Raw genomic sequence first — 22230 nt, forward strand, 5'->3', positions numbered from 1 at the left:
GCAGCGTGCTGGTGCGGGTGCTGGGGACGGCGGGTGTGCAGGACCCGGCGCCGCGGCTGGAGCGCAAGGCGCGGGAGCTGCTGAGCGTCCTGACCGTGCGGGCGCCGGCCGCGGTCACCCTCGACGAGCTCGCCCGGCTGCTGTGGGACGACCCGCCGCCCTCGACCGTCAAGACCCTGCGCGCCCACCTGTCCCGCATCCGCGCCGCGCTGCAGGCCGCCGACCCGTCGGCCGATGTGGTGCGGGTCGGCCGGGACGGCTACCGGCTCGCCCTCGCCCCGGACCGGACCGACGTCGGTCAGGTCGCCGCCGCCCGGACCCGGGCCCGGCTCCTGCTCGCCGACGGCCGCCCCGACGGCGCCGCGGCCGTCCTCGCCGCCGCCCGGGCACTGTGGCTGGGCGAGCCGGAGCTGCCGGACACGGTCGCGGCGGCGGCGCTGCGGCAGGGCTGGCGGCAGGAGCGGCGGCTGCTCGTGCAGGAGCACCTCGGCTGCCTCGCCGCGGGCAGCGACCCCGGCTCGGCCCTCGGGGAGCTGGAGCAGCTCACCGCGCTCGATCCGCTCGACGAGCCGCTGTGGGTGCACTACATCCGGGCGCTGCACCGGGCCGACCGGCAGACCGAGGCCCTGCGGGCCGCGGCCACCGCCCGCGCCGCGCTCGTCGCGGTCGGCCTCGACCCGTCCCCGGCATGGCACGCCGCCCAGGCCGACGTGCTGCGTTCGTCGGTGCCGGTCCCATCACCCGCCGCGCCCACGCCCACCGTCGCGGTGGCGGTGCGGTACGCCACCGGCGAGGACGGCTCGACCGCCTACACCCGGCTGTCCGACCGGGGCCGCGACCTGGTCGTGCTCAACCCGGCGATGCTCACCATCGACGGGCTCCTCGACGGCACCCACGCCCGCGCGGCGCTGGCGACCCTGGCCGGGCACGCCGCCGTCGTGTGCTTCGACCGGCGCGGCATCGGCCTGTCCGACCCGCTGGACCGGCACCGCCCACCGCTGGATCAGTGGGTCGAGGATGTGCGCCGGGTCCTCGACGCCCTCGCGATCGACCGGGCCGACCTGTTCGCCAACTTCGACACCGGCCTCGTCGCGATCGAGTTCGCCGCCCGCCACCCCGAACGCGTGCGGTCGCTGGTGCTCGCGCAGTGCTTCCCCCGGTACACCCGCGGCGCCGGCTATCCGTTCGGCCTGGACGCCGGCACCACCGAGACCCTCATCCGCGACACCGTCTCACCGGCCGACCCGGCGCAGGGCATGGACTCCGTCGTGCAGGCCGCCCCGAGCCTCGCCGCCGACGACGACTTCCGCCAGTGGTGGAACCGCATCGGCCGGCGCGCCGCCAGCCCCGCCGTCGCCACCGCGGTCCGGGCCGTCGCCACCGGCACCGACCTGCGGCACCGCCTGCCCGACGTGACCGCACCGACCCTGGTCCTGCACCGCCGCAACTGCCTCAACGTCGACGCCGGCCACGCGACCTACCTGGCCGCCAACCTGCCCCGGGCCCACCTGCGGACCGTGGCCGGCACCGACGCGCTGTGGTTCACCGACACCGGCGACCTCCTGCGCCACACCGTCGACTTCCTCACGAGCTGACCCGCCTGCCGCGGGCGATGACGGCCCGCGGCCGGTCCAGCTGGCCGAGGTCGGTGCGGGGGTCGGCGTCGAACACGACCGCGTCGGCCGGCGCCCCGTCCGACAGGCCCGGCAGGCCGAGATACGCCCGGGCGGTCCACGACGCGGCGGCGATCGCCGCGTGCGGTGCCACGCCCGCCTCGACCATCGCCCGGACCTCACCGACGATGCCGCCGTGCGGGCGGGAGTCGGTGCCGGCCAGCACGGTGACCCCGGCCTCGACGGCGGCGGCGGTCAACCGGCCGTGCACGCTCGCCCCGGACACGTACCACCGCCGGCGCGGACTGTCCGGCCCGGCCGACACCCGCGCCAACGACCCCGTGATCACCGACAGCGTCGGCGTCAGCGCCGTGCCCTGCTCGGCCATCCGCGGCAACAGCTGCGGGTCCAGGCCCATGCCGTGCTCCACCGAGTCCACGCCGGCCTCCACGGCGACCACCCCACCGGCCGGGTGCTGCGTGTGCGCCGCGAGCCGCCCACCGGCCGCGTGCACGCCGGCGACCACCTCACGCAGCAGCTCCACCGGCATGACCTCGTCGTCGACGCTCCAGTCGATCACGACCTTCGCCCAGCCCGTCCGCGCCGCCTGCTCGGCCGCGACGGCGGGCAGCTCGGCCGGGTCCGGCCGGCGGCCCCAGCCCGCCATGAACTGCCCGTGCTGGGCGAGCCACGGCCCGGCGTGCACGGCCCGCGGACCGTCCCGCGTGCGCCCGAACCAGTCCGGCGGGTCGTCGACGAGACCGGGCGCGCGGATGAGGGTGACGCCCGAGGCCAGGTGCGCCCGGAGGTCCTCCCGCAGCACGTCGAGGTCCATCGGATCACCCGGCTTCTCGGCGCCCGGGTGCGTGTGCGCGTCGACCAGCCCCGGCAGCAGCCAGCCCTCCGCCACCAGCTCGGCACCGGCCACCGGGTCCGTGGTCCACCGGTCCCCGTCCGCGTAGAGGTCGACCGGCTCCCCCTCGGGCAGCGCGAACCCTCGAACCCGCAGTGCCGCCAAAGCATCCCCCTGGTGCTCAGGAAACGTACATGTCCCGCAGCACGAGGGCGCGGCCGCCCGGCACCGCGACCACGTCGAAGAACGCGGTGAGGTCGCTCCACTCGCCGTTGACCGGCATCGAGAAGTCGACCGAGGTCGGCACGCCGTCGCCGTCGGTGAACACCTCGCGGAGCCCGTCGAACGGGCCGCCCGCCGACTCGGCCGGCGTCACCCGGGCCGGCCCGGGCCGCAGCGGTGGAGACGGCTCGTATGCCGAGAGCCGCTCCCGCAGCTCCGCCGCCGAGCCTGCACCCGAATGCAGGAACCGGACCGCCGCGTCGAAGTCGTCCGCGGCGAGCAGCCCGACCCACCGGCGCACGGCGTCGAGCACTGATTCGGCGGACACGTCCGCGGGGAGGACCTCCACCCGACGATCGTAGAGCTACCGACCCGGTTCGAGGACCCGCCGCGGATCGGCGTAGCTCCTGAACGCGGACCTCGCCACGCGAGCGGCCCGCAGGAACGGGCGTCCGCGGTCACGGACCTACCGTGCGGCCAGTGCCGCGGTCAGGCGGGTCAGGCCGAACTCGAAGGCCTGTTCGATGTCGCCGCCCATCTGGAAGGCGCCGCCGAGCTCCATGCCGATGAACCCGTTGACCCAGGCGGTCAGGGTGCGGGCGGCGTCCAGCGCGTGGTCCTCGCCGGCGAGCTGGCCGGCGACGCGCAGCACAGGCTCGATCGCACTGCTCACCGTCGCCACGTCGAGCCCGGACACCGGGGTGAACATCAGCTGGTACGCCATCGGCCGCTCGTGCGCGAACGCCCGGAACTCGCGGATCAGGACGACCAGGTCACGGCGCGGGTCGGCGCCGGCGCCGAGCGCGGCCAGCCGCTCGCCGACCTCGGCGACGGTCGCCTCGGCGATGAGCCGCACCAGCGCGTCGCGGTCACGGACCCGCTTGTAGAGCGACGGCGCGCGCACCCCGACCCGGGCGGCGACGGCCTGCATGGTCAGCCCGGCGAGGCCGGCGGACTCCAGGATCTCGCGGCCGGCGTGGACGATCTGGTCGAGCGAGGTCCGGTCGGGGGTCGGCATGTGACATCGCCCTACTTTCCGCGGATGGCTATTGACCGTAGCTATGATGGCTATGTACCGTAGCCATCATAACCACGAGCGCCCCGGAGGCCGCAATGCAACTCGCCCCGCACCTGCACCGCATCGGCAACGACATCGTCGCCGCGTACCTGGTCGACACCGACGAGGGCGTCACCGTCATCGACGCCGGCCTGCCCGGGCACTGGAGCGAGCTGCTCGCCGAGCTCGCCGCGATGGGCCGGTCGGTCGGCGACGTCCGCGGCCTGGTGCTCACCCACGGCGACAGCGACCACATCGGGTTCGCCGAGCGGCTCCGCAGCGAGCACGGCGTGCCCGTCCACATCCACGAGGCCGACGCCGCCCGCGCCCGCGGCGAGGTCAAGACCGACAACTCGTGGGGGCCGATGAAACTCGGTCCGACCGCCGGGTTCATGGCGTACGGGATGCGCAAGGGCATGCTTCGCAGCAAGCCCCTCAAGGAGGTCGTCACCGTGCGCGACGGTCAGGTGCTCGACCTGCCGGGCGCGCCGCGGATCATCGGCATGCCGGGCCATTCCCCGGGCAGCGTCGCCGTCCACGTGCCCGTCGCCGGTGCCGTCTTCGTCGGCGACGCGCTCACCACCCGGCACGTGCTGACCGGCCGGCAGGGCCCGCAGCCGGCCCCCTTCACCGACGACCCGGCCGAGGCCCTCGCGTCGCTGCGCCGCCTCGAGGACCTGCCCGTGCAGTGGCTCCTCCCCGGCCACGGCGCCCCCTGGTCCGGCGGCGTCACCGAGGCCGTCCGCGCCATCCGGGCCGCGGCACCTCAGGCGTGACGCCCCAGCCACCTGACGGGCGGACTGATGACCGTCGAGCACGCACGACACCGCCTCCGACCCCCTGGTGACGCGGCGCGGGCGCCGGATCACCGGGACGGCGACGGCGACACCCCGCTGCCGCCAGGCTTGGTCACACACGCCCACGTGTTCGCTCTGCGGCGGCTTTGATCGAGGTGAGCCAGCGGATGAGCTCGGCGTGCAGCTTCGTGCTGCTGTAGAAGAGGCCGAGAAGGGCGCCGGACATGGACTCCTCGGTCTGCAAAAGGGAAGCTCCGTCTCCGCGGGGTGTGATGAGGTGCCGGTGGATGGCGCGCGAGCCCATCGCGGTGCCCGTCCAGGTGATCTCGCGGAGAGGCTCGACGACAGCGAACCGTGAGGTAATGGTGGTGCGGCCGTTCACCCAGATGAACTGCGTGTCGACCGCGACGGCGTCGTCGCTCGCGGTGCGCACGTCACGGATCGCTGGGTCGAAGGCTGGCCATTTGACGGGGTCGGCGAGCAGGTCCCAGACGCGCCCGGCCGGTGCGTCGATCGTCACTTCGTATGCGGAGCGAAAGGGTGCGGCCTCATCGATCCGGTGTCGTTTGGCGTAGTTCTCGTGCAGTTCGTCCAGCGACGGTCCGCGATAACGCATCTCCCGTAGCATCCGTGTCCTCTCATGCCTGTTCGCTGTGATGTAGATCGGTGTTCTCGCCCGTGTGCTCTCGTCAGGGCCGCGGAGTTCACGCCCGGCTGACGGACGCGCGGAGGTCAGAGCGCAAGCGCTGAGGTGCTCAAGGCGTCCACCGGCCCGCCTAGGCTGGTGCGCGCTGACCTGCACTCCACTCTCCCCAAGGCACCAATTTTGATCAAGGTAGGCTTCGCGCGTGCGTCGATAACACACGGGTTATTTCTGCGGAGGGAAGCGTGGAGCTCCGAGACATCGAGATCTTCTTGACGGTGGCCAAGGAGCTGCATTTCGGGCGCGCCGCCGAGCGCCTGCACGTGTCCCAGGCCCGCATCAGTCAAGCGATCAACCAGCAGGAACGCCACCTGGGCGGAGCACTGTTCGACCGCTCCAACCGCCGCCAGGTCCGGCTCACCCCACTGGGCCGGCAACTCCGCGACGACCTCCAGCCGATCTACACCGGGCTGCACGACAGCCTGGAGCGCGCCCGACTGGCCGCTCAAGGCATCAGCGGTGTCCTCACGCTCGGCAGCATGGGGCCGCAGGGACTGCTTATTCAGGAGATCATGGACCGGTTCCGGACCCGGCACCCCAACGTGCAACTCGTGCACCGCGAGATCAACATCGTCGACCCGCTCACCCCGCTGCGTGCGGGTGAACTCGACGTGGCCCTCCTGTGGCTTCCGATTGGTGAACCCGACATTACGGTCGGCCCAGTCACTCACACCTCGTCGGTCGTCCTCGCCATGTCCGCCTCCCACCCCTACGCCGACCGAACATCGGTCACTTTGGAAGACTTCGGTGACCTGACCTTCATCGCGCACCAGTCGACGATCCCGGGCCCCATGGAGGAGGCGTTCCACCCGTTCCACACACCCTCCGGGCGTCCAATCGCCCGGGGCCTGGTCGTCTCCGACTGGGAGGACGCATTGAAGAGGATCGGAGCGGGAACGGCCGTCGCCGCCGCGGCTTGCGAGGCACCCCGCTTTTACCCCCGCCCCAATGTGGCCTACGTTCCCGTCAGCGACGCCCCACCCATCCAATGGGCCTTCGCCTGGCGCGCCAATGACACCAACCCCCTCATCCACGCCCTCCCCGCCGCCGTGCCCGCATGATCGGAGGTGACGGCCTCGACGTAGTCGACAGCATCAAACATCGGTACGGCGCTCAAGCATGACGTCACCTCGACGCCAGCCCCGAGCTGTCGGCGGGTCAGGGTTCCGTCGCCAATCCGCTCACAGTCCCGGCGCTGCGGCCCCGGCCGCTCGACCACCATTCGTGGATCATGACAGCCAAGACGGTCACCACCTGCCGGCGATCCTCCGCCGACAAAGGCGCCGTCCGCAGCCCTCGTACAACAACGACCGGCGTGCGGCGCTTCGCCCCCGACCTGCCCGGAACAACGACACCATGCAAGCGCGGGAACGAGACCCGTCCTGCCGTGGGTCTCGCGCGCTGGCCGACACGAAGACTGTCGCGCTGTGTGGCAGCGGCTCGGCGCCGCTGGTGCGCACTCGTGCCGATGAGCGCTCAGACGATCATGAGTGCGCTGGTCGGTCAGCAGAAGGCAATGGTCGATCCGGTCTCTACGGACAGCTCGGCGGCGCGAAGGAGTTGCAGACAGACGTACGCTTCGACGCCGTACCGCTGCCATCCTTCGGTGGCCGGAACCTCGCCGTCGGTCGCCTCGAAGACTTCCTCAGAGTCGGGGTCCAGATCCTCCGGCAGGCCGATCGCCTGAGCTATGCGACGGGTCTCCGCAAGGAGACGAACTGACGAGCCGACGTAGCCACCAGGTACCTTCTCGTCGACGATCACCCGTTCGAACGCGACAGGAACGTAGTAACCCTCGCAGTCGGAGTGATGTACCAGATGATCGAACGGACCAGGACGCCCGGTCGGCAGGACCGCATAGGCCTGCTTCAACAGCGCATCGTCGGTCGCGCGTTGTCCCTCCGCCAGAGGCGCGGGTAGACGGCCGTCCACCGCGAGATGCACGGCGAGGCGACGGACCCTGTGCAGGCCCGAGTAGCCCCACATCTCGAACTCCGAAGTTTCGGTCGCGGCCGGCTCGTTCCAGCTACCCACACCCTCGCTCAGCAGAAGCTCACCGATGACCGTGAAGTCGTTCCGCAGCATCTCGGCGTCGTCGTCATCGGCATCAGCACTCACGCCGACGATCATGTTCAACCCCATGCCACGATCTTGCCAGCAACCTGGCGGCTCGTGCTGTCGCTGATCTTGCTGGTCCTGGTCTGAGTGGTCGTTGCCGATCACGTGAGTGTCTGAACGCCTGGCATGCCGGGATGTGCTCAGACTTCACCGCGCAGGGCATCCTGTCGGCATGCGAGACGAACCTCTCAACGAGATCGCAGAACTCCTGCGTCCGCCCGATGGCATCGGCGCTCGGATCGTTGGGGTTGAGCTGAGCTCCTCGGCGTTGGTGGCGGAAGTCGACGGTCGCATTGCCGGGGGCCGCCGCACGGTCAAAGCCGAGTGGCGGCTCAAGCGCGACGAGTTCACCTCGGCCAGGCGCAGGGGCGCTGAGTGAGCTTCTATGGCACCTACGTGCTGGCCCGGTCGGCAACACTGCTGCCGCATGTGCCCGGCATGCGTTCGGCGTTCGGCAGCAGGTTCATTTCCATCGACCGGTACCAAGATAGGTGGCAGTTGGTCGGCCTCATGACGCCGATGTACCACGAGAGTCCCACCATCAACGGCGGACCGGTACCCCTGGCGACCGCAACCGGCACACCGGTGCTGGCGGTGGAGATCAAGGAAAGCTACTGCTTGCAGTACGGCGGCGCGACCCCCGACGGCCAACTGTGGCTGGCACACTCCGCCCCCGCCGCGGCCGATCGCCACAAGCGCTGCAGTTTCGATCACCGCGTCGACGCAACGGTGCCCGTGCCTGTCGGCGTCGACCTGCCGTCGGACGACCCGGCCAGCCTGGCGGACCACCTGGCCGGCTGGGCCGCCGAAGCTGGGCTTGACACCTCCGCGCAATGTATCGCAGAGGCGCTTGGCACCTACACCGACGAGTCCGCCGTGTACGGACTGGTGCAGGCGCTCGGCCTCGTCCCGGTCGACACCGTGTATCCGGCCGTTGAGCTCAACGACGCCGACTGGCACAAGTGCTGGCAGCGCGCCGACAACGCCAGTGTGCGGGTCCTGCAGGAATGGAACATCCGCAGGACCGGCGACTTCGAGCCGCTGGACCACCGGCCACCGGCAGGCGCCGACGAGTTCATCCGCTTCCTGGACCTGGTCGCCGACTCGATGTTCGGCGCCGGACTCACCAGAGCGGAGCTACGCGCCGAAGCGGCCCGCCTGCTGGAAACGTACCCCCGACCGTAGCCACAGATCAGCTGCACGCTCATGCCGCCGAGCGTGCGCGGAGCCATGCGTTTGACCACTACGCCGCGTGACTGTCAAACGGACCGCAACGACGAGCACTCGTGCCGAATTGAGCGCGTCACCGCTGTCGGCGGGCAGGCGATTCGCTACCGTGCGAGCAGGGAGCGAAGCATTTTGATGATCTCGTCAGGTGCTTCCTCGGCCATGAAGTGCCCGGCCGAGGTGGTGCGGTGCTCCAGATCGGCGGCCCAGGTGCGCCACAGCGCGGCGGCGTCGTAGCCGAGTGCGGCTCCCCAGTCCTGCTGGACGACGGTGACCGGCATGGTCAGCCGGCTCCCGGCTGCTCGGTCGGCTTGGTCGTGTTCGATGTCGATGCCGGCCGAGGCGCGGTAGTCGGCGATGATGGACGGAACCGCCTCCCGGGAGGCCTTCAGGTACTCCGCCCGCAGGTCCGCCGGAATGGCCTGCGGGCTCTGCGTCCACACGTCGAGAAAGTAGCCGAAGAAGGCGTCCGCACTCGCGCTGATCATCTGCTCGGGCAGGCCGGGTGGCTGGGCCATCAGGTACAGGTGGAACGCGACCGCGGCGGTGGTTCCGTGCAGGATGTCCCACATGTCCAGGGTCGGCAGGACGTCGAGGGTCGCGAGGTGGGTGATCGTGGCGGGATGGTCGAGGCCGGCACGGATGGCGACGAGGGCACCGCGGTCGTGTCCGGCCAGGGCGAAGCGCTCGTGGCCGAGCTTGCCGGCGAGGGTGACGATGTCGGCGGCCATGGTCCGCTTGGAGTACGTGTCGCCGTCGCGCGCGGCGGGCTTGTCGCTGGCGCCGTAGCCGCGCAGGTCGGGACAGATCACGGTGTGGTCGGCGGCCAGGTCGGCGGCGACGTGCCGCCACATGACGTGGGTCTGCGGAAAGCCGTGCAACAGTACGATCGGGCGGCCCGTACCTCCCACCGCCACGTTGAGTGTCACGTCATCGTCGACCGCGACACGCTGGTAGTCGAACCCGGGAATGGCAAAAGTCATGATCGTCCTCTTCTTGTCGGGTGGACGATTTCAGCGTGCCGGTCGCGGATGAGTAAACAATGAGCGCGACAGGTTGAGGCTCAGGCGCGGAAGGATGGTTCGATCAGTGCAGGTCAGGTTCGGTGTTCTCGGGCCGGTTGTCGCCTGGGACGGCGTCGGCGTGCCAATTGCCCTGAAAGGGCCGAAACACCGCGCGGTGCTGGCGCGACTCGTCATCGCGCGCGGCCGGGTCGTGCCGGTCGGCCACCTCGTCGACGACCTGTGGCAGGAGCCTCCACCGGGCGCGGTCGGCGCGATCCGCACGTTCGTAGCGGCGCTGCGGCGCGCGCTGGAGCCGCAGCGTGCACCGCGCGAGCCGGCTCGGTTGCTGGTCACCGAGGGCCCGGGCTACGCGCTTCGGTCGGCGCCCGACGCGGTCGACGCCTGGCGGTTCGAGGACGCGGTCGCCGCCACGTCCACGGCGCGCCCGCACGAGGCACTTGAGCGGCTCGATCGTGCCCTGAGCTGTTGGCGGGGGCCGGCGTTCGCCGGCTTCGACGACGAGGCATGGGCCCGCGTCGAGCGTTCCCGCCTCGAACAGCTACGGCTGAATGCGATCGAGCAGCGGGCCGAGGCGCGACTGGCTGTCGGGCGTGCCTCCGACGTCGTACCGGATCTCGACGCGCACGTGGCCGAGCATCCCTGGCGGGAGGAGGCGTGGCGGCTGCTGGCGCTTGCGCTGTCCCGCGCGGGGCGCCAGGGTGACGCACTTGCGGTGCTGCGCCGAGCCCGCGGCCTACTCCTGGAACAGCTCGGCATCGATCCGGGCCCGCGACTGCGTCGCCTGGAGACCGACATCCTCCGCCAGACCGACCGGGTCAGCGAAGGTCCCGGTTCGCTGGGCCCGGAACGGGTCTGGGCGGAGACCGCGGCGGCATACGACCGTACCGTGGCGTCCGGTTCCGGGGCTCGACTGGAGTCCACCGTCGGTTTGCTGCGGAGTCTCGCCGTGACGGGGGCGAGCGGACTCGAGGCGGCGCGGGAGCAGCGGATCGCCGCCATCGCCGCCGCCGAGCAGCTGGGCGATCCCGAGCTCACCGCCCGGGTCATCGGCGGCTACGACGTACCCGCGATCTGGACCCGCTCGGATGATCCGGCGCAGGCGGCGCAGATTGTCGCCGCGGCGGAGCGGGCCATGACCGCCGTTCACCCCAGCTCGTCCGAGACCACCCGAGCTCGACTGCTGGCCACAGTTGCGGTGGAGTCACGCGGTACGCACGCGGCGCGCGGGCCCGAGGCGGCCCAGGAGGCGGAGCGGATCGCGCGCCGCCTGGGCGACCCGGCCCTGCTGGCCTTCGCCCTGAACGGCGTGTTCATGCAGACCTTCCACCGCGCGGGCCTGGCTCCCGAGCGGGACGAAATCGGTGCAGAGTTGGTCGCGCTCTCCGCCCGGCACGGCCTGGCGACCTTCGAGATCCTCGGCCATCTCGTCCGGCTACAGGCCCGCAGCGCGCTCGCGGACTTCGCCACCGGCGACCAGCACGCCGCCGCAGCGGACCGGCTCGCCGAGCGGCACGACCGCCCGCTGGTCGGCGTGTTCACCCAGTGGTACCGCGCATTGCGACTCGCCGCGACCCGACCGTCGCCACAGGCCGCGGAAGCCGCCTACCGCGACGCCGCGGCACAGCTCGCCAACGCCGGCATGCCCGGTGTCGAGCGGGGCCTCCTACCGCTGGCCCTGCTGTGCCTGCGCGTGCGGCACGGCGAGCCGATCCGCTTCGAAGATGACACCGACTGGGGCCCCTACACACCCTGGGTGCGCCCGCTCGTCCTGCTGGCCCAGGACCGCCGGGCCCATGCCACCGCGGCGCTGCGTCAGGCCCCGGATCCGCCGCGCGATCTGCTGTTCGAGGCCCTATGGTGCCTCACCGCCAAGGCCGCAATCGCCCTGGACGACCGGACGGTGATGCAACGCGCCCGGACCGAACTCACGCCAGCCGCCAACGAGCTGGCAGGGGCCGGCAGCGGCATGCTCACCGCCGGCCCCGTCGCACGCCATCTCGACCACCTCGACGCGGCCCTCAGCGGCACCCGATGAGCCGAACAGCTGGGCCATAACATCCGGGTCGCCCCCGATCGCCGGGCCACCACGAATACAGCCCTCCCGCATCGCGTTCGGCCTGTCGCCAACGGCTGGTTCTGGCGTCGGCTTGCGTGGGGACGGGTGGCGACTGGCGCTACAACTCGTGCCATGTTCCGAGATGGTCGGCTGAACCGTTGAGGATGAAGGCGTGCATGAGCTGGAAGGCGTGATCGGTGTCGATGACGAAGTCTGCGGTGAAGGTGCCGGTCTCGTCGAGGATCGGTACCTCGATGGGCTCGTCGGAGCAGGCCGTGCCGTCGCTGCCGAGGAGGAACACGTGCTCGGCGCTGGCGAAAGAATGAACGACCGCGTAGTCGGCCCGGAAGCCGATGGCGAGGTAGGGGTAGTCCAGCTCCGGGAACCCGGCCTCGACGTAGCCGGCGCCGGCCGAGCGTAGGGCGGTGATCCGCTCCGACAGCTCGACCCAGGTCGAGCCCGGGCGGGCGGGTGTCACCCGACCGGAATCCGGCGACGTCGCCGCCCAGACGACCAGCGTGCGGTCCAAAGCGTGGTCCATCGATACCCCCGAGAGCAGCCGTGCACGGCGCCAACCGCGCATCTCTCCACGCCGAGGCAGATCATGACAGCCGCACGGGCGATCCTCGCAACCGGACCTGCCGCTGCATAGCGCTTGATCACGTTTCCGCTCATGCTTGATATGCGTACGGCCCGCCCGCCTCTGGTTCACCGGTGCACCATGCCGGAGGATGTGTGAGTGCCCCATATCCTTGATGCGCCAGGTTCGCTGAGCGATCGAGCGCGGGCCTTCCTTGCCACACATGCGCGGACGGTCCCAGTTGATACCGGTCCGAGCGATGAGGACTGCCGGGCAGCAATGCTCGCGGCGCTCGGGCGAAGCGACGAAGTCGCGCTGGCCACCCTACGGCGGCTCCAACGCCGCTACTCCGGGCTCACCTACCGCAGCCCGTTTCGAGGCGACGAGATCGTCTTCGAGCCGGTGCTGGAGGTGGACCCCGACACGGCCGAGACTGCGTTTGAATACGCCATCATGGATCGGTCGCCGGACGGGTGCCGCAGCGGCTTCGTGCTTGCTGACCTGACGGTCTGGTTCCGTCTTCTTGACGTCGATGTGCGGACGTTCCCCTCGCTCGAACACTTCATCGAGTGTGACGCGCTGCTCCACGACGTCGGCCGCCAGCGCCCTGTAGTCGTGGAGACCCCGCCGGATGCCAACGCATACCTGGAGGGTCTGCGTGAACGTCATCCACAGTTGCGCCGAATGACGGCGCTGAGCGGGTTCTGCGTCGAATGGTGGCGCGACGACCACAGGCTCGTGTACTTCAACGGGCTGGATGCCCAACTGTGGGCAGGAAATGGCGACAGTTCGGTGCCGACCGTGGTAAGGACCTGGCTCGTCGATGGTTCCACGTAGTGCCACAGCTGGCCCTGCGACCACGAACGACCCTGGCCCAAGTCCCAAATGGGTATCCGCTTCCGCCGCGATCCGCTCAGTACTGGCTGTCACCGCTTACCGTTGCGCAGCTGGACGATGGCCATGATGTGCAGGACCCGGTTGATGCGCCGGTTCCCGGCGCGGGAAAGCCGGTGGCGGTGCTGGTCGCCGGAGGACGCGTCGATGAGCGCGGTGCCGTTCCAGGATGCGAAGTGGTCTCGGCTGGCGAAGCGGCCGACGTCGCCGATGTCGCCCAGCAGCCGGGCGGCGCCGGACGGGCCGATGCCGTTGAGGTGCTGCACGGTGGGCGATGTGCCGGCCGAATTGCCGTTGAATCATGACAGTTGTGTGACGAAACTGCCGGACCCGAATGTTCATCCGGGTGTTCCCTCCTGCTGGCCAACGATCGGCAAGACTCAGCGCGAACCAAGATCCTCTATTCGGAGTACAGCCTTGGCCACGCGCGGAAGACGGCAGCGGCGGGGAGCGGTGTGCCTGGTGGCGCTCGCGGTCCTCGCCGGGTTCGCCGTTCCCGGGACGGCGGCGGCGCACCCGTTCGGCGACCCGCAGACCGTCGCCGTCGGCCTCGGCGACAACCGGCCCGACGTCGTGCGGGTGCGGTGGCGGGTCGGCGGGTCCGACGACCTGACGCTGCTCGGGGTGTCGCTCGGCATCCTGCCGCAGGACCGGGTCATGCTCGACGGCGCCGTCTTCTACCGCGACACGGACGCGGCGGCGATCGCGCCCGCGCCGGCGTTCGCGAAGTACCTCCTCGAACGGATCACGGTCCAGACCAACCGTCAGGCCTGTCCAGGGGTGCTGCAGCCGATCGACGAACTCGCCAAGCGGGGCGTGACGATCGACTACACCTGCCCGGGGCCGGTCGGGACCGCGTCGGTCGCCGTGCGGACGCTGACCGACCTGCACCCGGCCTACCAGACCCTGGCCACCGGGCCCGACGGGCAGCGGACGGTGTACCGCCAGGGCGCCGACTCCCACGACTGGCCCCTCGGCGACTCGCCGGCCACCGTGCCCGCGTCCGGCAGTGGTGCCGCGATCCAGCTCGGCGCGGTCGTCGCCGGCGTGCTGGTCGCGATCGCTGTCGTTTGGCTGGTGGGCCGTCGGATGCGGCGCAGGAGGGCACCGGCATGAGCGACCGGTTGCAGGAGTTCGTCAACGCTCCGGGCATCGCGCCGCTCGCGTTCCTGTTCGCGTTCCTGGCCGGCGCCGGGCACGCGCTGGGGCCCGGGCACGGCAAGAGCCTCGCGGCGGCGTACCTCGCGGGCTCCCGCGGCCGGGTCCGCGACGCCGCCTGGCTCGGCGGCACGGTCGCCGCGATGCACACCGTGTCGGTGCTCGCCATCGGCGTCGCCTGGACGTTCTTCTCGCTGTCCGACCTGGTCCGGATGGAGCAGCTGACCGGCTGGCTCCAGCTGGTCGCGGGCCTGCTCGTCATCGGCACCGGCATCTGGCTGATCCGCCGCAACATGCACGGTCATCACCATCACCATCATCACGACGCGCACGACCACGACCACGAGCACGGCCATGAGCACGACCACGAGCACGGCCAGGTGAAGAAGCCCGGGCTGGTGCTGCTCGGGATGTCCGGCGGGCTCACCCCCTCGCCGGCCGCGTTCCTCGTCCTCGCCACCGGGCTGTTCGTCGGCCGCGCCGGGTTCGCGCTGCTGCTCGTGCTCACCTTCGGCGCCGGCATGGCCGTCGTCCTCTTCGGCGTCGGCGTCCTCGCGATCGCCGGCCGCACCGTTCTCAGCCGGACACCCCGGCTCCACGCCGCCGCCCGCGTGGCCCCCGTCCTCGCCGCCGGCAGCATCACCGTCTTCGGCGCCGGCATCGTCGCGTTCGCCGCGATGCACCTCGTCACCGTCACATAAGGAGAACCATGAGGCACCGACTACGGCGGGCGCTCTCGATCGCGCTCGCCGTCGTCCTCGCCGGCGGGTCCGTGCCCACGGACGCCGTCGCCGAGAACGCACCGCCGCTGACCGGCGGCGCGCCCGTGCTCAACCTGAGCGACGGGCAGACCCTCGAAGGGCGGGTCCGGGTCGAGGCCGAGCCGACCGTGGAGAACGACTCCGTCGTCGCGCTGACCGTCGACGGCAAGGCCGTTGGGGCCGCGCCGACGAAGGGCACGGCGCGCTTCGCGTTCGACATGGGCGGCAACGGCACCGAGGCCCGCTACCACAACTACATCACCGTCAACGACCACACGGCCGAGGCGGACCGGGTCTACTTCCCGGACATCCCCGGCGGCCGCAGCGGCGTCCTGCAGTTCCCCGGCGCCTGGCTGCACGCGGGCGTCAACACGGTCACCGTGCACGCCGGCGCGAACTGGGTCGACACCACCAACGCCAACGCGGTGGGCGTGGAGACACTGCCGTTCGGCGAGGGCCTGCGCTGCCCGAACTACGACGACTTCCCGCTGAGCAGCCTCGCCCTCAGCCTGCTCGGCGTCGTGGCCGACGGCGAGGCGAACGCGTTCAGCTACAGCTTCGGTGACGGCACCTGCGGCAGCTCCAAGAACCTGCTGGTGAAGGACCTGACGTTCGTCGTCTCCGGCGAGCCCGGCTCGACCGCCGGCCTGGGCGTCGACCTCGACACCAGCACGCTGGACAACGGCGCCCACGCGGTCGTCGCGACCACGAGGTCCGGCGCCACCGCGCAGGCGCTCGTCGCCGTGAACAACGCGCCCGCCGGTGCCCCGAAGATCTCCCCGGCCGACGGCTCGCTCGTGCGCGGCAGCCAGCCGGTCATCGCCGCGCTCGCCGGCGCGCCCGGCGTCGGCAGCGTGCAGTCGCTGGCGATCGACGGCGCCCCGGCCGAGAACGCGGAGTTCCTCGCGGCCGGCACCGCGACGCTCGCGCTGACCGTCGAGGCCGGCAACTCGGCCGAGGCGAAGTACCACAACTACTTGCTCATCAACGGCAACCGGGTCGACCTCGGCGGCGACTACGGCGTCGCCGGCGCCGAGACCGCGACGCTCAAGGTGCCGCACCGGTACCTCAAGTCCGGCGACAACACCATCCTGCTCAAGACCGGCGACTACAACGGCACCCTCAGCGGCGCCACCTGCGCCAACCACGACGACTTCCGGGTCACCCGGGCGTCGGTGAGCCTCACGCTGGGCACATCCGGGACGGTCACCGCCGGCCCGACGTACCTGGTCACCACCGCCACGAGCGGCGCGGTGACGAGGGAGGCGACGACCGCCGCCTCCCTCGCCCTGGGCGACGGCACCTGCGGCGCCAACAAGGAGGCCGAGTTCCACTTCGACGTGGCCGACGCCCCCACCACCCGCACGGTCGACACGCTCGGCGCGGGCACCGACGCCCACCTGCGGGTGTTCGTCGGCGGCAACGGCGCCGACAGCGGCTTCGACAACGTCGTACGGATCAACGGCATCCCGCGGAACCTCGGCATCTGGGAGAAGGAGGTCGCCGACCTCGCGTTCCCGAACGAGTGGCTCGTCCCCGGCGTCAACGTCGTCGAGTTCGTCGCCGGTAGCGACCACGGCAGCGCCAAGGCCGGCGGCTGCGACAACTACGACGACTTCACGCTGCGCGACTTCCAGCTCGCCCCGGCGGGCGCGAAGGCGACGCTGCTGAGCCGCGAGATCGCCGGGAACACCGTCACGATCGGCTCGGCGAGCTACCCGGCCGGCCAGCCGGTGACCGTGTACATCGGCGACGGCACCTGCGGCAGCAGCAGCAACGGCGTGCTCACCAAGAGCGTCCTGTTCGACGTCACCGCCGAGAACGGCGGTGCGCTGCCCGCGCTCGGCCGGCGCGCCGACGTCGACACCACCAAGCTCGGCGACGGCGGGCACAGCATCACGGCCGTTGTCGGCGACAAGACCTCGACCCGGCGGTTCACCGTCGACAACACCGCGCCGGAGGTGGCCGACAGCGTGCCGGCCGAGGGCCAGCGGCTCACGTCGACCGTCGCGCTCGTGGTGCAGGTCAAGGACGCCTCCGGGATTGCCGGCACGCCGGTGATCACGCTCGACGGCAAGGCCGTCGCGCAGGGCGCCCTGATCGGCCGAGGCCTGGCCGCCGGTGCGCACACGATCGCGGTTACCGTGGCCGACGTGCTCGGCAACACGGCCACCCGGGAGATCCACTTCACCAGCGCGAGCATCCCGGACGTGCCATCCGAGCTGACCGCGACCGTCGGGGACCCCAACGCGCCCGGCGCCACGCTGTCGGCGAAGATCCCCGGACCGGCCGGCGTGCCGCTCACGGCGACCTTCACCAAGGCCGACCAGGTCCTGCCGACCGGCGGCTACCAGGGCACGGCGACGTCGGTGCCGACCACGCTCGACGTGTCCCACGACGCCGCGGTGCAGCTGGCGTCGCTCCAGCCGCTCGACGGCCGGACGATCGACACGCCGTCCGGGCGTGACGTGGTGTTCCAGCGCTACGACCTGAGCGTCGGCACCGCGCAGGACCCCATCCTGCGGTGGGAGGGCAACATCGACCCCGAGCGGGTCGTGGCGCTGCGCGTGTGGGACCCGGCGGCCAAGCGCTGGACGGTGCTCACCAGCTCCCGCGGGCAGGCCGGCCACACCACCGTGCTGGCCGCGCCGGTCGGCGCCGAGCACCGCGACGGCGGGACCCTCCACGTCCTGGTCACCGGCGAGGACCCCTTCGCCGACGACCTGTCGCCCCGCGACGCGACGGCGCAGCAGGACAAGGACCGCTTCGAGGACCCGGGCACCTACGACTTCGCGCTCGCGCACTTCACCGACACGCAGTACCTCAGTGAGGGCGCGGCCGGCGGCACCTACGACGACTGGGACGGCCGCGCCGAGCCCTCCGACGTGATGGCCGCCGAGGAGCAGGCGATCTGGGCCGCGGCGTACCGCAACACCACCCAGTGGATCGCCGACAACCGCGAGGGACGCAAGATCGCGTACACCGCGCACACCGGCGACATCATCGAGAACGACTACTACGACCCGCTCGCCAAGAACCCGGACGGCACACTGCTGCGGCCCGGCCTCAACGAGCAGGTCGAGCGGGAGCTCGCGGCGGCGTCGGAGTACCAGAAGGTGCTCGACGACAACGGCGTGGTCAACCAGGTCATCGCCGGCAACCACGACGACCAGCTGGGCGCCGAGACCGGTCCGGACTCGCGGTTCAGCAAGACGTTCAGCGCCGACCGGTACTACGGTGTCGCCAAGAGCTGGCCGGCGGGCACCGAGTACCACGCCTGGGACGAGCAGGTCGCGGCCGACGGCAGCGTCATCCCCGGCAAGGACAACCAGAACAACTACGTGCTGTTCTCCGCCGGCGGCCTGGACTTCGTCGCGGTCGGCCTGTCCTACGGCGTGACGCCGCAGGAGGCCAGGTGGGCCGACTCGGTGTTCAAGCGGTACAAGGACCGCAACGGCATCCTGCTGTCGCACGACTACCTGAAGCCGTCGGTCAACCCGGACGGCCGCGGCGCGGACTTCTCGGCGCCGGACGGCTCGCCGCTCTACAAGCAGGTCGTCGAGGCCAACCCGAACGTCTTCCTGGTGCTGGCCGGCCACGAGCACGGCGTCGGCACCAACGTGAAGTCGAAGGTCGGCGTCACGGTCACCCACGACGTCGTGGAACTGCTGGCGGACTACCAGTTCTACACGGTGTCCGCCGGTGACCTGTGGCCCGGCCGGGTCGACGCGAGCGGCAACATCGACGTCAACGGCGACGGCACGGTGGACCACAAGGCCACCGACCGCCTCCAGTTCGGCGCGAGCTTCCTGCGCCTGCTGCAGTTCGACGTCGACCGGGCCGAGGTGCACATCGACACGTACTCGCCGTTCCTGAACAACTTCGGGGCGACCGAGTACGACATCCGGGCCGACGGCAGCCAGACGAAGCCGCGGTACAACGGGGCCGAGGACAACCTGACCCTGCCGGTCGACCTCACCAGCCGCAAGACGTCGTTCGCCACCGACTCCCTCGCGCTGTACGTGCCGGGCGGCACGATCGCGCAGCAGGAGGTCACGGCGAACGGGACCGCGACGGTCACCTGGTCCGGGCTCGCGCCGGCCACGTCGTACGGCTGGATCGTCTCGGCGACGAGCGCCGACGGCGGCGCGGCGGTGGCCCAGCCGGCGGTCTTCCGCACGGTCACGGCCAAGCCGCAGGTGACGGCGACGGCCGCGCCGGTCGACTGGGGCACCGCGGCGAAGGTGGACGTCACCGTGGCCGCCGGCGGCCTGCCGGTCACCGGCAAGGTCGAGCTGCGCGAGGGCACGACGCAGCGCGGTACCGCGGAACTCGCCGCGGGCAAGGCGAGCTTCACCCTGCCGGCCGGCCTGTCCGGCGGCGTCCACAACCTGACCGCGGCCTACCTCGGCACCGACGGCTACGAGCCGGCCGAGGCCGGCGTCGCGGTGACGGTGAACCTGCCGCCGGCCTGGGTCGCGACCACGCAGTACAAGTTCAACGCCCGGGTCACCAACCAGGGCAAGGTGTACCAGGCGGCCTGGGCGACGCAGAACCAGAAGCCCGGCGACCCGAACGGCCCGTGGCAGGAGATCGCCATGGCCGAGGACGGCGCCGCGCTGTGGACGGCGTCGCGGATCTTCAACAACGGCGAGTACGCCACGTACCAGGGCAAGCAGTGGCGTGCCATGTGGTGGACCCGCAACCAGGCACCGGGCGACCCGAACGGCCCATGGGAGGAGATCGCCCCGCCGCCGCCGGGTGGCGGCCCGGCGGCGTGGGCACCGACGCGGGTCTACAACGCCGGTGACCGGGTGACGTACCAGAACCACGTGTACGAGGCGAAGTGGTACACCCGCAACCAGAAGCCGGGCGACAAGAACGGCCCCTGGAAGCTGGTCAGCTAAATCAGCCAGGCAGTCCTGCTGCTGGTGCCGTCCCTGATGCCGGGCGCACCAGCAGCAGGACCCGGACCCTTTTAGCGCATCGTGTGTGCTCGCTCATCCGTCAGCAACCGCACGGCCGGTGACGCCGGGTCAGTTCAGTGGCGTTCGGTAGAGGACCTCAATGTGCACGATGTCGTCGTTCAGCACGCTGAGGATGAGGTAACCCGGCCACGGCGGTTCGAGGCAGAGATTGCGGTGGCCCGGGCCGTAGGCGCCAGCTGGCTTTGGACCGATGTAGAAGCTCCGGCAGAAGCCGTCTCCGCACGCGCAGACGGGCGACGACCCGCAGCTGATCGACCTGTACGGCCAGCCGGTCGTCGCTGTGTGAGTCAAGGGCCATAGCGAGCTCGGCCGTGAAGATCGGCCAGGTTTCACGCAGCAGCGATACCGGAGCTGGCTGATTGTCCACGGCCACGCAGGCTATCCGGTCGACCGCCCGACAGTGCACTCATTTGCCGCGATCTGATCGCTACCGGCTGTCACCGCTTACCGCATCAGCCAGCGCACGCTCGCACCAAGGACAAAACGCGTTGCCAGCTCAGTCAGAGCCTTGGCAGCTCACCGACGTAGCCGGCCACCGACGTCGATACAGCGCCGGGCAGGATCCCGGAGCACCGCGTGCGCGAACCAGACCCGACCCGCCAACGTGGCTGGTCCGGCCAAATCAACGTGCCGTCGGAACACTCCGCCGTCACCGCACGGGCACGGCCGCTCCACCGCGAAAGCGCACGTTTTCCCAGGCCACGGGACATATCGCGAAGACGGTTCGGGCACCGCCCAAACGGATTCACGTTTTCCCAGGTCACATGCCGCGGGTGGACCCGATGTGGCAGAACCCGAACCGCACTCACGCCGTTCAGGGCCCGATCGTGACCCTGACAGCAGTCCGTCGACGCCTACCCTGACCCGCTCACCGACAGCCGTCCGCCGCAGCGCCGTGCCTGAACAGTCGCGTGATCGGAGGGAAGGTCCGCGAGCCAAGGGTTGCCAGCACGATTGCATGATCAAATAATCTCGGTGCAGTGCCGTCGCCGCGTGTCGGCGCGAGGGTGAGGCAATGCTTGGATGGGTATGCCGCTTCCGTCGCTGTGAACGGCATTCGCACGGGCAGCGGTTCTGAGATCGAGGGCATGTGGTGGATCCGGACAGCAAGGCGCAGCAGGCGGCGGTGCAGGCAACCGCGGCGCACGTGCAGGCATTCTTCGTCGGCCATGACGTGGAGAGCATCGCGTACGACCTCGGGTCTGGCCGCCGTGGAGCGGTGCCCGACCTGCGTGTCATGGTCGTCGGTCCGGGCCCTCGCAGTGGCGCATGGGCGTACGTGACCGCTGGCTGCTGGTCGGCCGTCAACGTTGACGGCCACGGGATTGAGTTCGTGATGACATCGCAACGGCGGGAGCCGGCCCTCGTCGATCTGATCGCGATGGTTGCCTTCTACCACGCGGCCCACCGCCTCGATCACTGGCACACGATGCCGATCGGCGAGCCGTGGCTGCCTGGCGCCACCTGCGATCACCTGCTCGTGAGCCTGCCCTATCTGCACGGACCGAACCTGGAGAGATGTGAACTCCCAGCGGGGCATGCCAGGCTGTTGTGGTTGTTGCCGATCACCTCGGCCGAACTGGCGTTCCGCCAACAGCGGGGTACTGAGGCTTTAGAGCAGCGATTCGACGACGTCGGGATCGATCCGACCGATCCGCTACGCTTGTCGGTGGTGTAGACGACGAGCGCCGACGTGCCGCTGATCGCCCAGTCGCGCACTGCGCCCTTTGCCGCCAGCACCTCGTGATCACGTTCCGCCCATGCCGCGATGCGCTCGCTACTGACTGTCACCGCCTACCGCATCGGCTCACGCACGCTCGCACCGAGGACAAGGCGCGTTGCCGGCTCAGACAGAGCCTCAGCAGCTTCTCGACGCAGCCGGCCGCCGCCGTCAGTACCGCGCCGGACAGCACACCGAGCACCGCGCCGGAATCGCTTGCGCGAACCGGACCCAACCAACCGACGTGGCCGGTCCAGCCGATCAACATGCCGTCGAGAACACTCCGCCGTCACCGCACCAGCACGGCCACTCAACCGCAGACGCACACGTTCGCCCAGGTCACGGCAGATATTCGCCAGGGCGGTTCGGGCACTGCCCAGCCGATTTCACGTTTCCCCAGGTCACAACCCGTGGTGGACCCGATGTGGCAGAACCCGAACCACACCCACGCTGTTCAG

The 22230-nt window shown here is 70.7% G+C and carries 19 protein-coding genes; 11 read left to right on the forward strand and 8 right to left on the reverse strand.

Features of this window, described 5'->3' with window-relative positions:
* Positions 1 to 5 precede the first annotated feature (5 nt).
* Positions 6 to 1595: a bifunctional AfsR/SARP family transcriptional regulator/alpha/beta hydrolase gene (locus Dsi01nite_RS10170; protein WP_203845821.1), complete on the forward strand. Its 1590-nt coding sequence runs from the start codon at positions 6 to 8 to the stop codon at positions 1593 to 1595.
* Here the strand turns inward: Dsi01nite_RS10170 and Dsi01nite_RS10175 are convergent.
* The 3 genes from Dsi01nite_RS10175 to Dsi01nite_RS10185 form a co-directional block, all read right to left on the reverse strand.
* Positions 1585 to 2631 (reverse strand): amidohydrolase family protein, encoded by a 1047-nt coding sequence (locus Dsi01nite_RS10175; protein WP_203845822.1) that lies wholly within the window; start codon positions 2629 to 2631, stop codon positions 1585 to 1587. The two genes, Dsi01nite_RS10170 and Dsi01nite_RS10175, sit on opposite strands and share 11 nt — an antisense overlap.
* 16 nt (positions 2632 to 2647) lie before the next feature.
* Entirely contained in the window at positions 2648 to 3037 is a 390-nt protein-coding gene (locus tag Dsi01nite_RS10180; protein WP_203845823.1) for a hypothetical protein, read from the reverse strand.
* Between the two features lie 117 nt (positions 3038 to 3154).
* The gene (locus tag Dsi01nite_RS10185) at positions 3155 to 3706 is read right to left on the reverse strand and encodes a TetR/AcrR family transcriptional regulator (protein WP_203845824.1); all 552 of its coding nucleotides are present in this window, start codon (positions 3704 to 3706) and stop codon (positions 3155 to 3157) included.
* Positions 3707 to 3801: 95 nt separating this feature from the next.
* Between Dsi01nite_RS10185 and Dsi01nite_RS10190 the strand changes: the two genes are divergently transcribed.
* Positions 3802 to 4521 (forward strand): MBL fold metallo-hydrolase, encoded by a 720-nt coding sequence (locus Dsi01nite_RS10190; RefSeq protein ID WP_203845825.1) that lies wholly within the window; start codon positions 3802 to 3804, stop codon positions 4519 to 4521.
* A gap of 133 nt (positions 4522 to 4654) precedes the next feature.
* On the opposite strand, the gene Dsi01nite_RS10195 is transcribed toward Dsi01nite_RS10190, so the two are convergent.
* Entirely contained in the window at positions 4655 to 5158 is a 504-nt protein-coding gene (locus Dsi01nite_RS10195) for an SRPBCC family protein (protein ID WP_203845826.1), read from the reverse strand.
* 272 nt (positions 5159 to 5430) lie between these two features.
* On the opposite strand from Dsi01nite_RS10195, the gene Dsi01nite_RS10200 reads away from it, so the two are divergent.
* The gene (locus Dsi01nite_RS10200) at positions 5431 to 6306 is read left to right on the forward strand and encodes a LysR family transcriptional regulator (RefSeq protein ID WP_203845827.1); all 876 of its coding nucleotides are present in this window, start codon (positions 5431 to 5433) and stop codon (positions 6304 to 6306) included.
* Positions 6307 to 6748: 442 nt separating this feature from the next.
* Here the strand turns inward: Dsi01nite_RS10200 and Dsi01nite_RS10205 are convergent, their stop codons facing one another.
* Positions 6749 to 7387, reverse strand: coding sequence for a putative DNA-mimic protein (locus Dsi01nite_RS10205; RefSeq protein ID WP_203845828.1), 639 nt, complete (start codon positions 7385 to 7387; stop codon positions 6749 to 6751).
* Positions 7388 to 7535: 148 nt separating this feature from the next.
* On the opposite strand from Dsi01nite_RS10205, the gene Dsi01nite_RS10210 reads away from it, so the two are divergent.
* Positions 7536 to 7742 carry a hypothetical protein gene (locus Dsi01nite_RS10210; protein ID WP_203845829.1) on the forward strand — a complete coding sequence of 69 codons (207 nt, stop codon included), beginning with the start codon at positions 7536 to 7538 and terminating at the stop codon, positions 7740 to 7742.
* Positions 7743 to 7759: 17 nt separating this feature from the next.
* Positions 7760 to 8548: a hypothetical protein gene (locus tag Dsi01nite_RS10215; protein ID WP_203845830.1), complete on the forward strand. Its 789-nt coding sequence runs from the start codon at positions 7760 to 7762 to the stop codon at positions 8546 to 8548.
* 146 nt (positions 8549 to 8694) lie between these two features.
* Here the strand turns inward: Dsi01nite_RS10215 and Dsi01nite_RS10220 are convergent, their stop codons facing one another.
* The gene (locus Dsi01nite_RS10220) at positions 8695 to 9573 is read right to left on the reverse strand and encodes an alpha/beta fold hydrolase (protein ID WP_203845831.1); all 879 of its coding nucleotides are present in this window, start codon (positions 9571 to 9573) and stop codon (positions 8695 to 8697) included.
* 106 nt (positions 9574 to 9679) lie between these two features.
* Between Dsi01nite_RS10220 and Dsi01nite_RS10225 the strand changes: the two genes are divergently transcribed.
* A complete protein-coding gene (locus tag Dsi01nite_RS10225; protein ID WP_203845832.1) occupies positions 9680 to 11650 on the forward strand; it encodes an AfsR/SARP family transcriptional regulator in 1971 nt (656 codons plus the stop codon).
* A 139-nt stretch (positions 11651 to 11789) separates the two neighbouring features.
* Here the strand turns inward: Dsi01nite_RS10225 and Dsi01nite_RS10230 are convergent, their stop codons facing one another.
* The gene (locus tag Dsi01nite_RS10230) at positions 11790 to 12212 is read right to left on the reverse strand and encodes a hypothetical protein (RefSeq protein ID WP_203845833.1); all 423 of its coding nucleotides are present in this window, start codon (positions 12210 to 12212) and stop codon (positions 11790 to 11792) included.
* A gap of 318 nt (positions 12213 to 12530) precedes the next feature.
* Here Dsi01nite_RS10230 and Dsi01nite_RS10235 point away from each other — a divergent pair, with 318 nt between their 5' ends.
* Positions 12531 to 13088, forward strand: coding sequence for a hypothetical protein (locus Dsi01nite_RS10235; RefSeq protein WP_203845834.1), 558 nt, complete (start codon positions 12531 to 12533; stop codon positions 13086 to 13088).
* Positions 13089 to 13177: 89 nt separating this feature from the next.
* Here Dsi01nite_RS10235 and Dsi01nite_RS10240 read toward each other — a convergent pair whose 3' ends face one another.
* Entirely contained in the window at positions 13178 to 13411 is a 234-nt protein-coding gene (locus Dsi01nite_RS10240; protein WP_239135805.1) for a transposase, read from the reverse strand.
* A 196-nt stretch (positions 13412 to 13607) separates the two neighbouring features.
* Here Dsi01nite_RS10240 and Dsi01nite_RS10245 point away from each other — a divergent pair, with 196 nt between their 5' ends.
* The 4 genes from Dsi01nite_RS10245 (at position 13608) to Dsi01nite_RS10260 (ending at position 21730) form a co-directional block, all read left to right on the forward strand.
* Positions 13608 to 14261, forward strand: a complete 654-nt coding sequence (locus Dsi01nite_RS10245) for a hypothetical protein (RefSeq protein WP_203845835.1) — start codon at positions 13608 to 13610, stop codon at positions 14259 to 14261.
* Complete coding sequence (locus Dsi01nite_RS10250) at positions 14258 to 15004, forward strand: HoxN/HupN/NixA family nickel/cobalt transporter (protein WP_203845836.1); 747 nt, start codon at positions 14258 to 14260, stop codon at positions 15002 to 15004. Before Dsi01nite_RS10245 ends, Dsi01nite_RS10250 begins: the two co-directional genes overlap by 4 nt.
* An 8-nt stretch (positions 15005 to 15012) precedes the next feature.
* Positions 15013 to 19971, forward strand: coding sequence for a carbohydrate-binding protein (locus Dsi01nite_RS10255; RefSeq protein WP_203845837.1), 4959 nt, complete (start codon positions 15013 to 15015; stop codon positions 19969 to 19971).
* 1174 nt (positions 19972 to 21145) lie between these two features.
* Positions 21146 to 21730: a suppressor of fused domain protein gene (locus tag Dsi01nite_RS10260; RefSeq protein WP_203845838.1), complete on the forward strand. Its 585-nt coding sequence runs from the start codon at positions 21146 to 21148 to the stop codon at positions 21728 to 21730.
* The last annotated feature ends 500 nt before the right edge of the window (positions 21731 to 22230 follow it).

This window comes from Dactylosporangium siamense (assembly GCF_016862795.1).
GTDB lineage: Bacteria > Actinomycetota > Actinomycetes > Mycobacteriales > Micromonosporaceae > Dactylosporangium > Dactylosporangium siamense.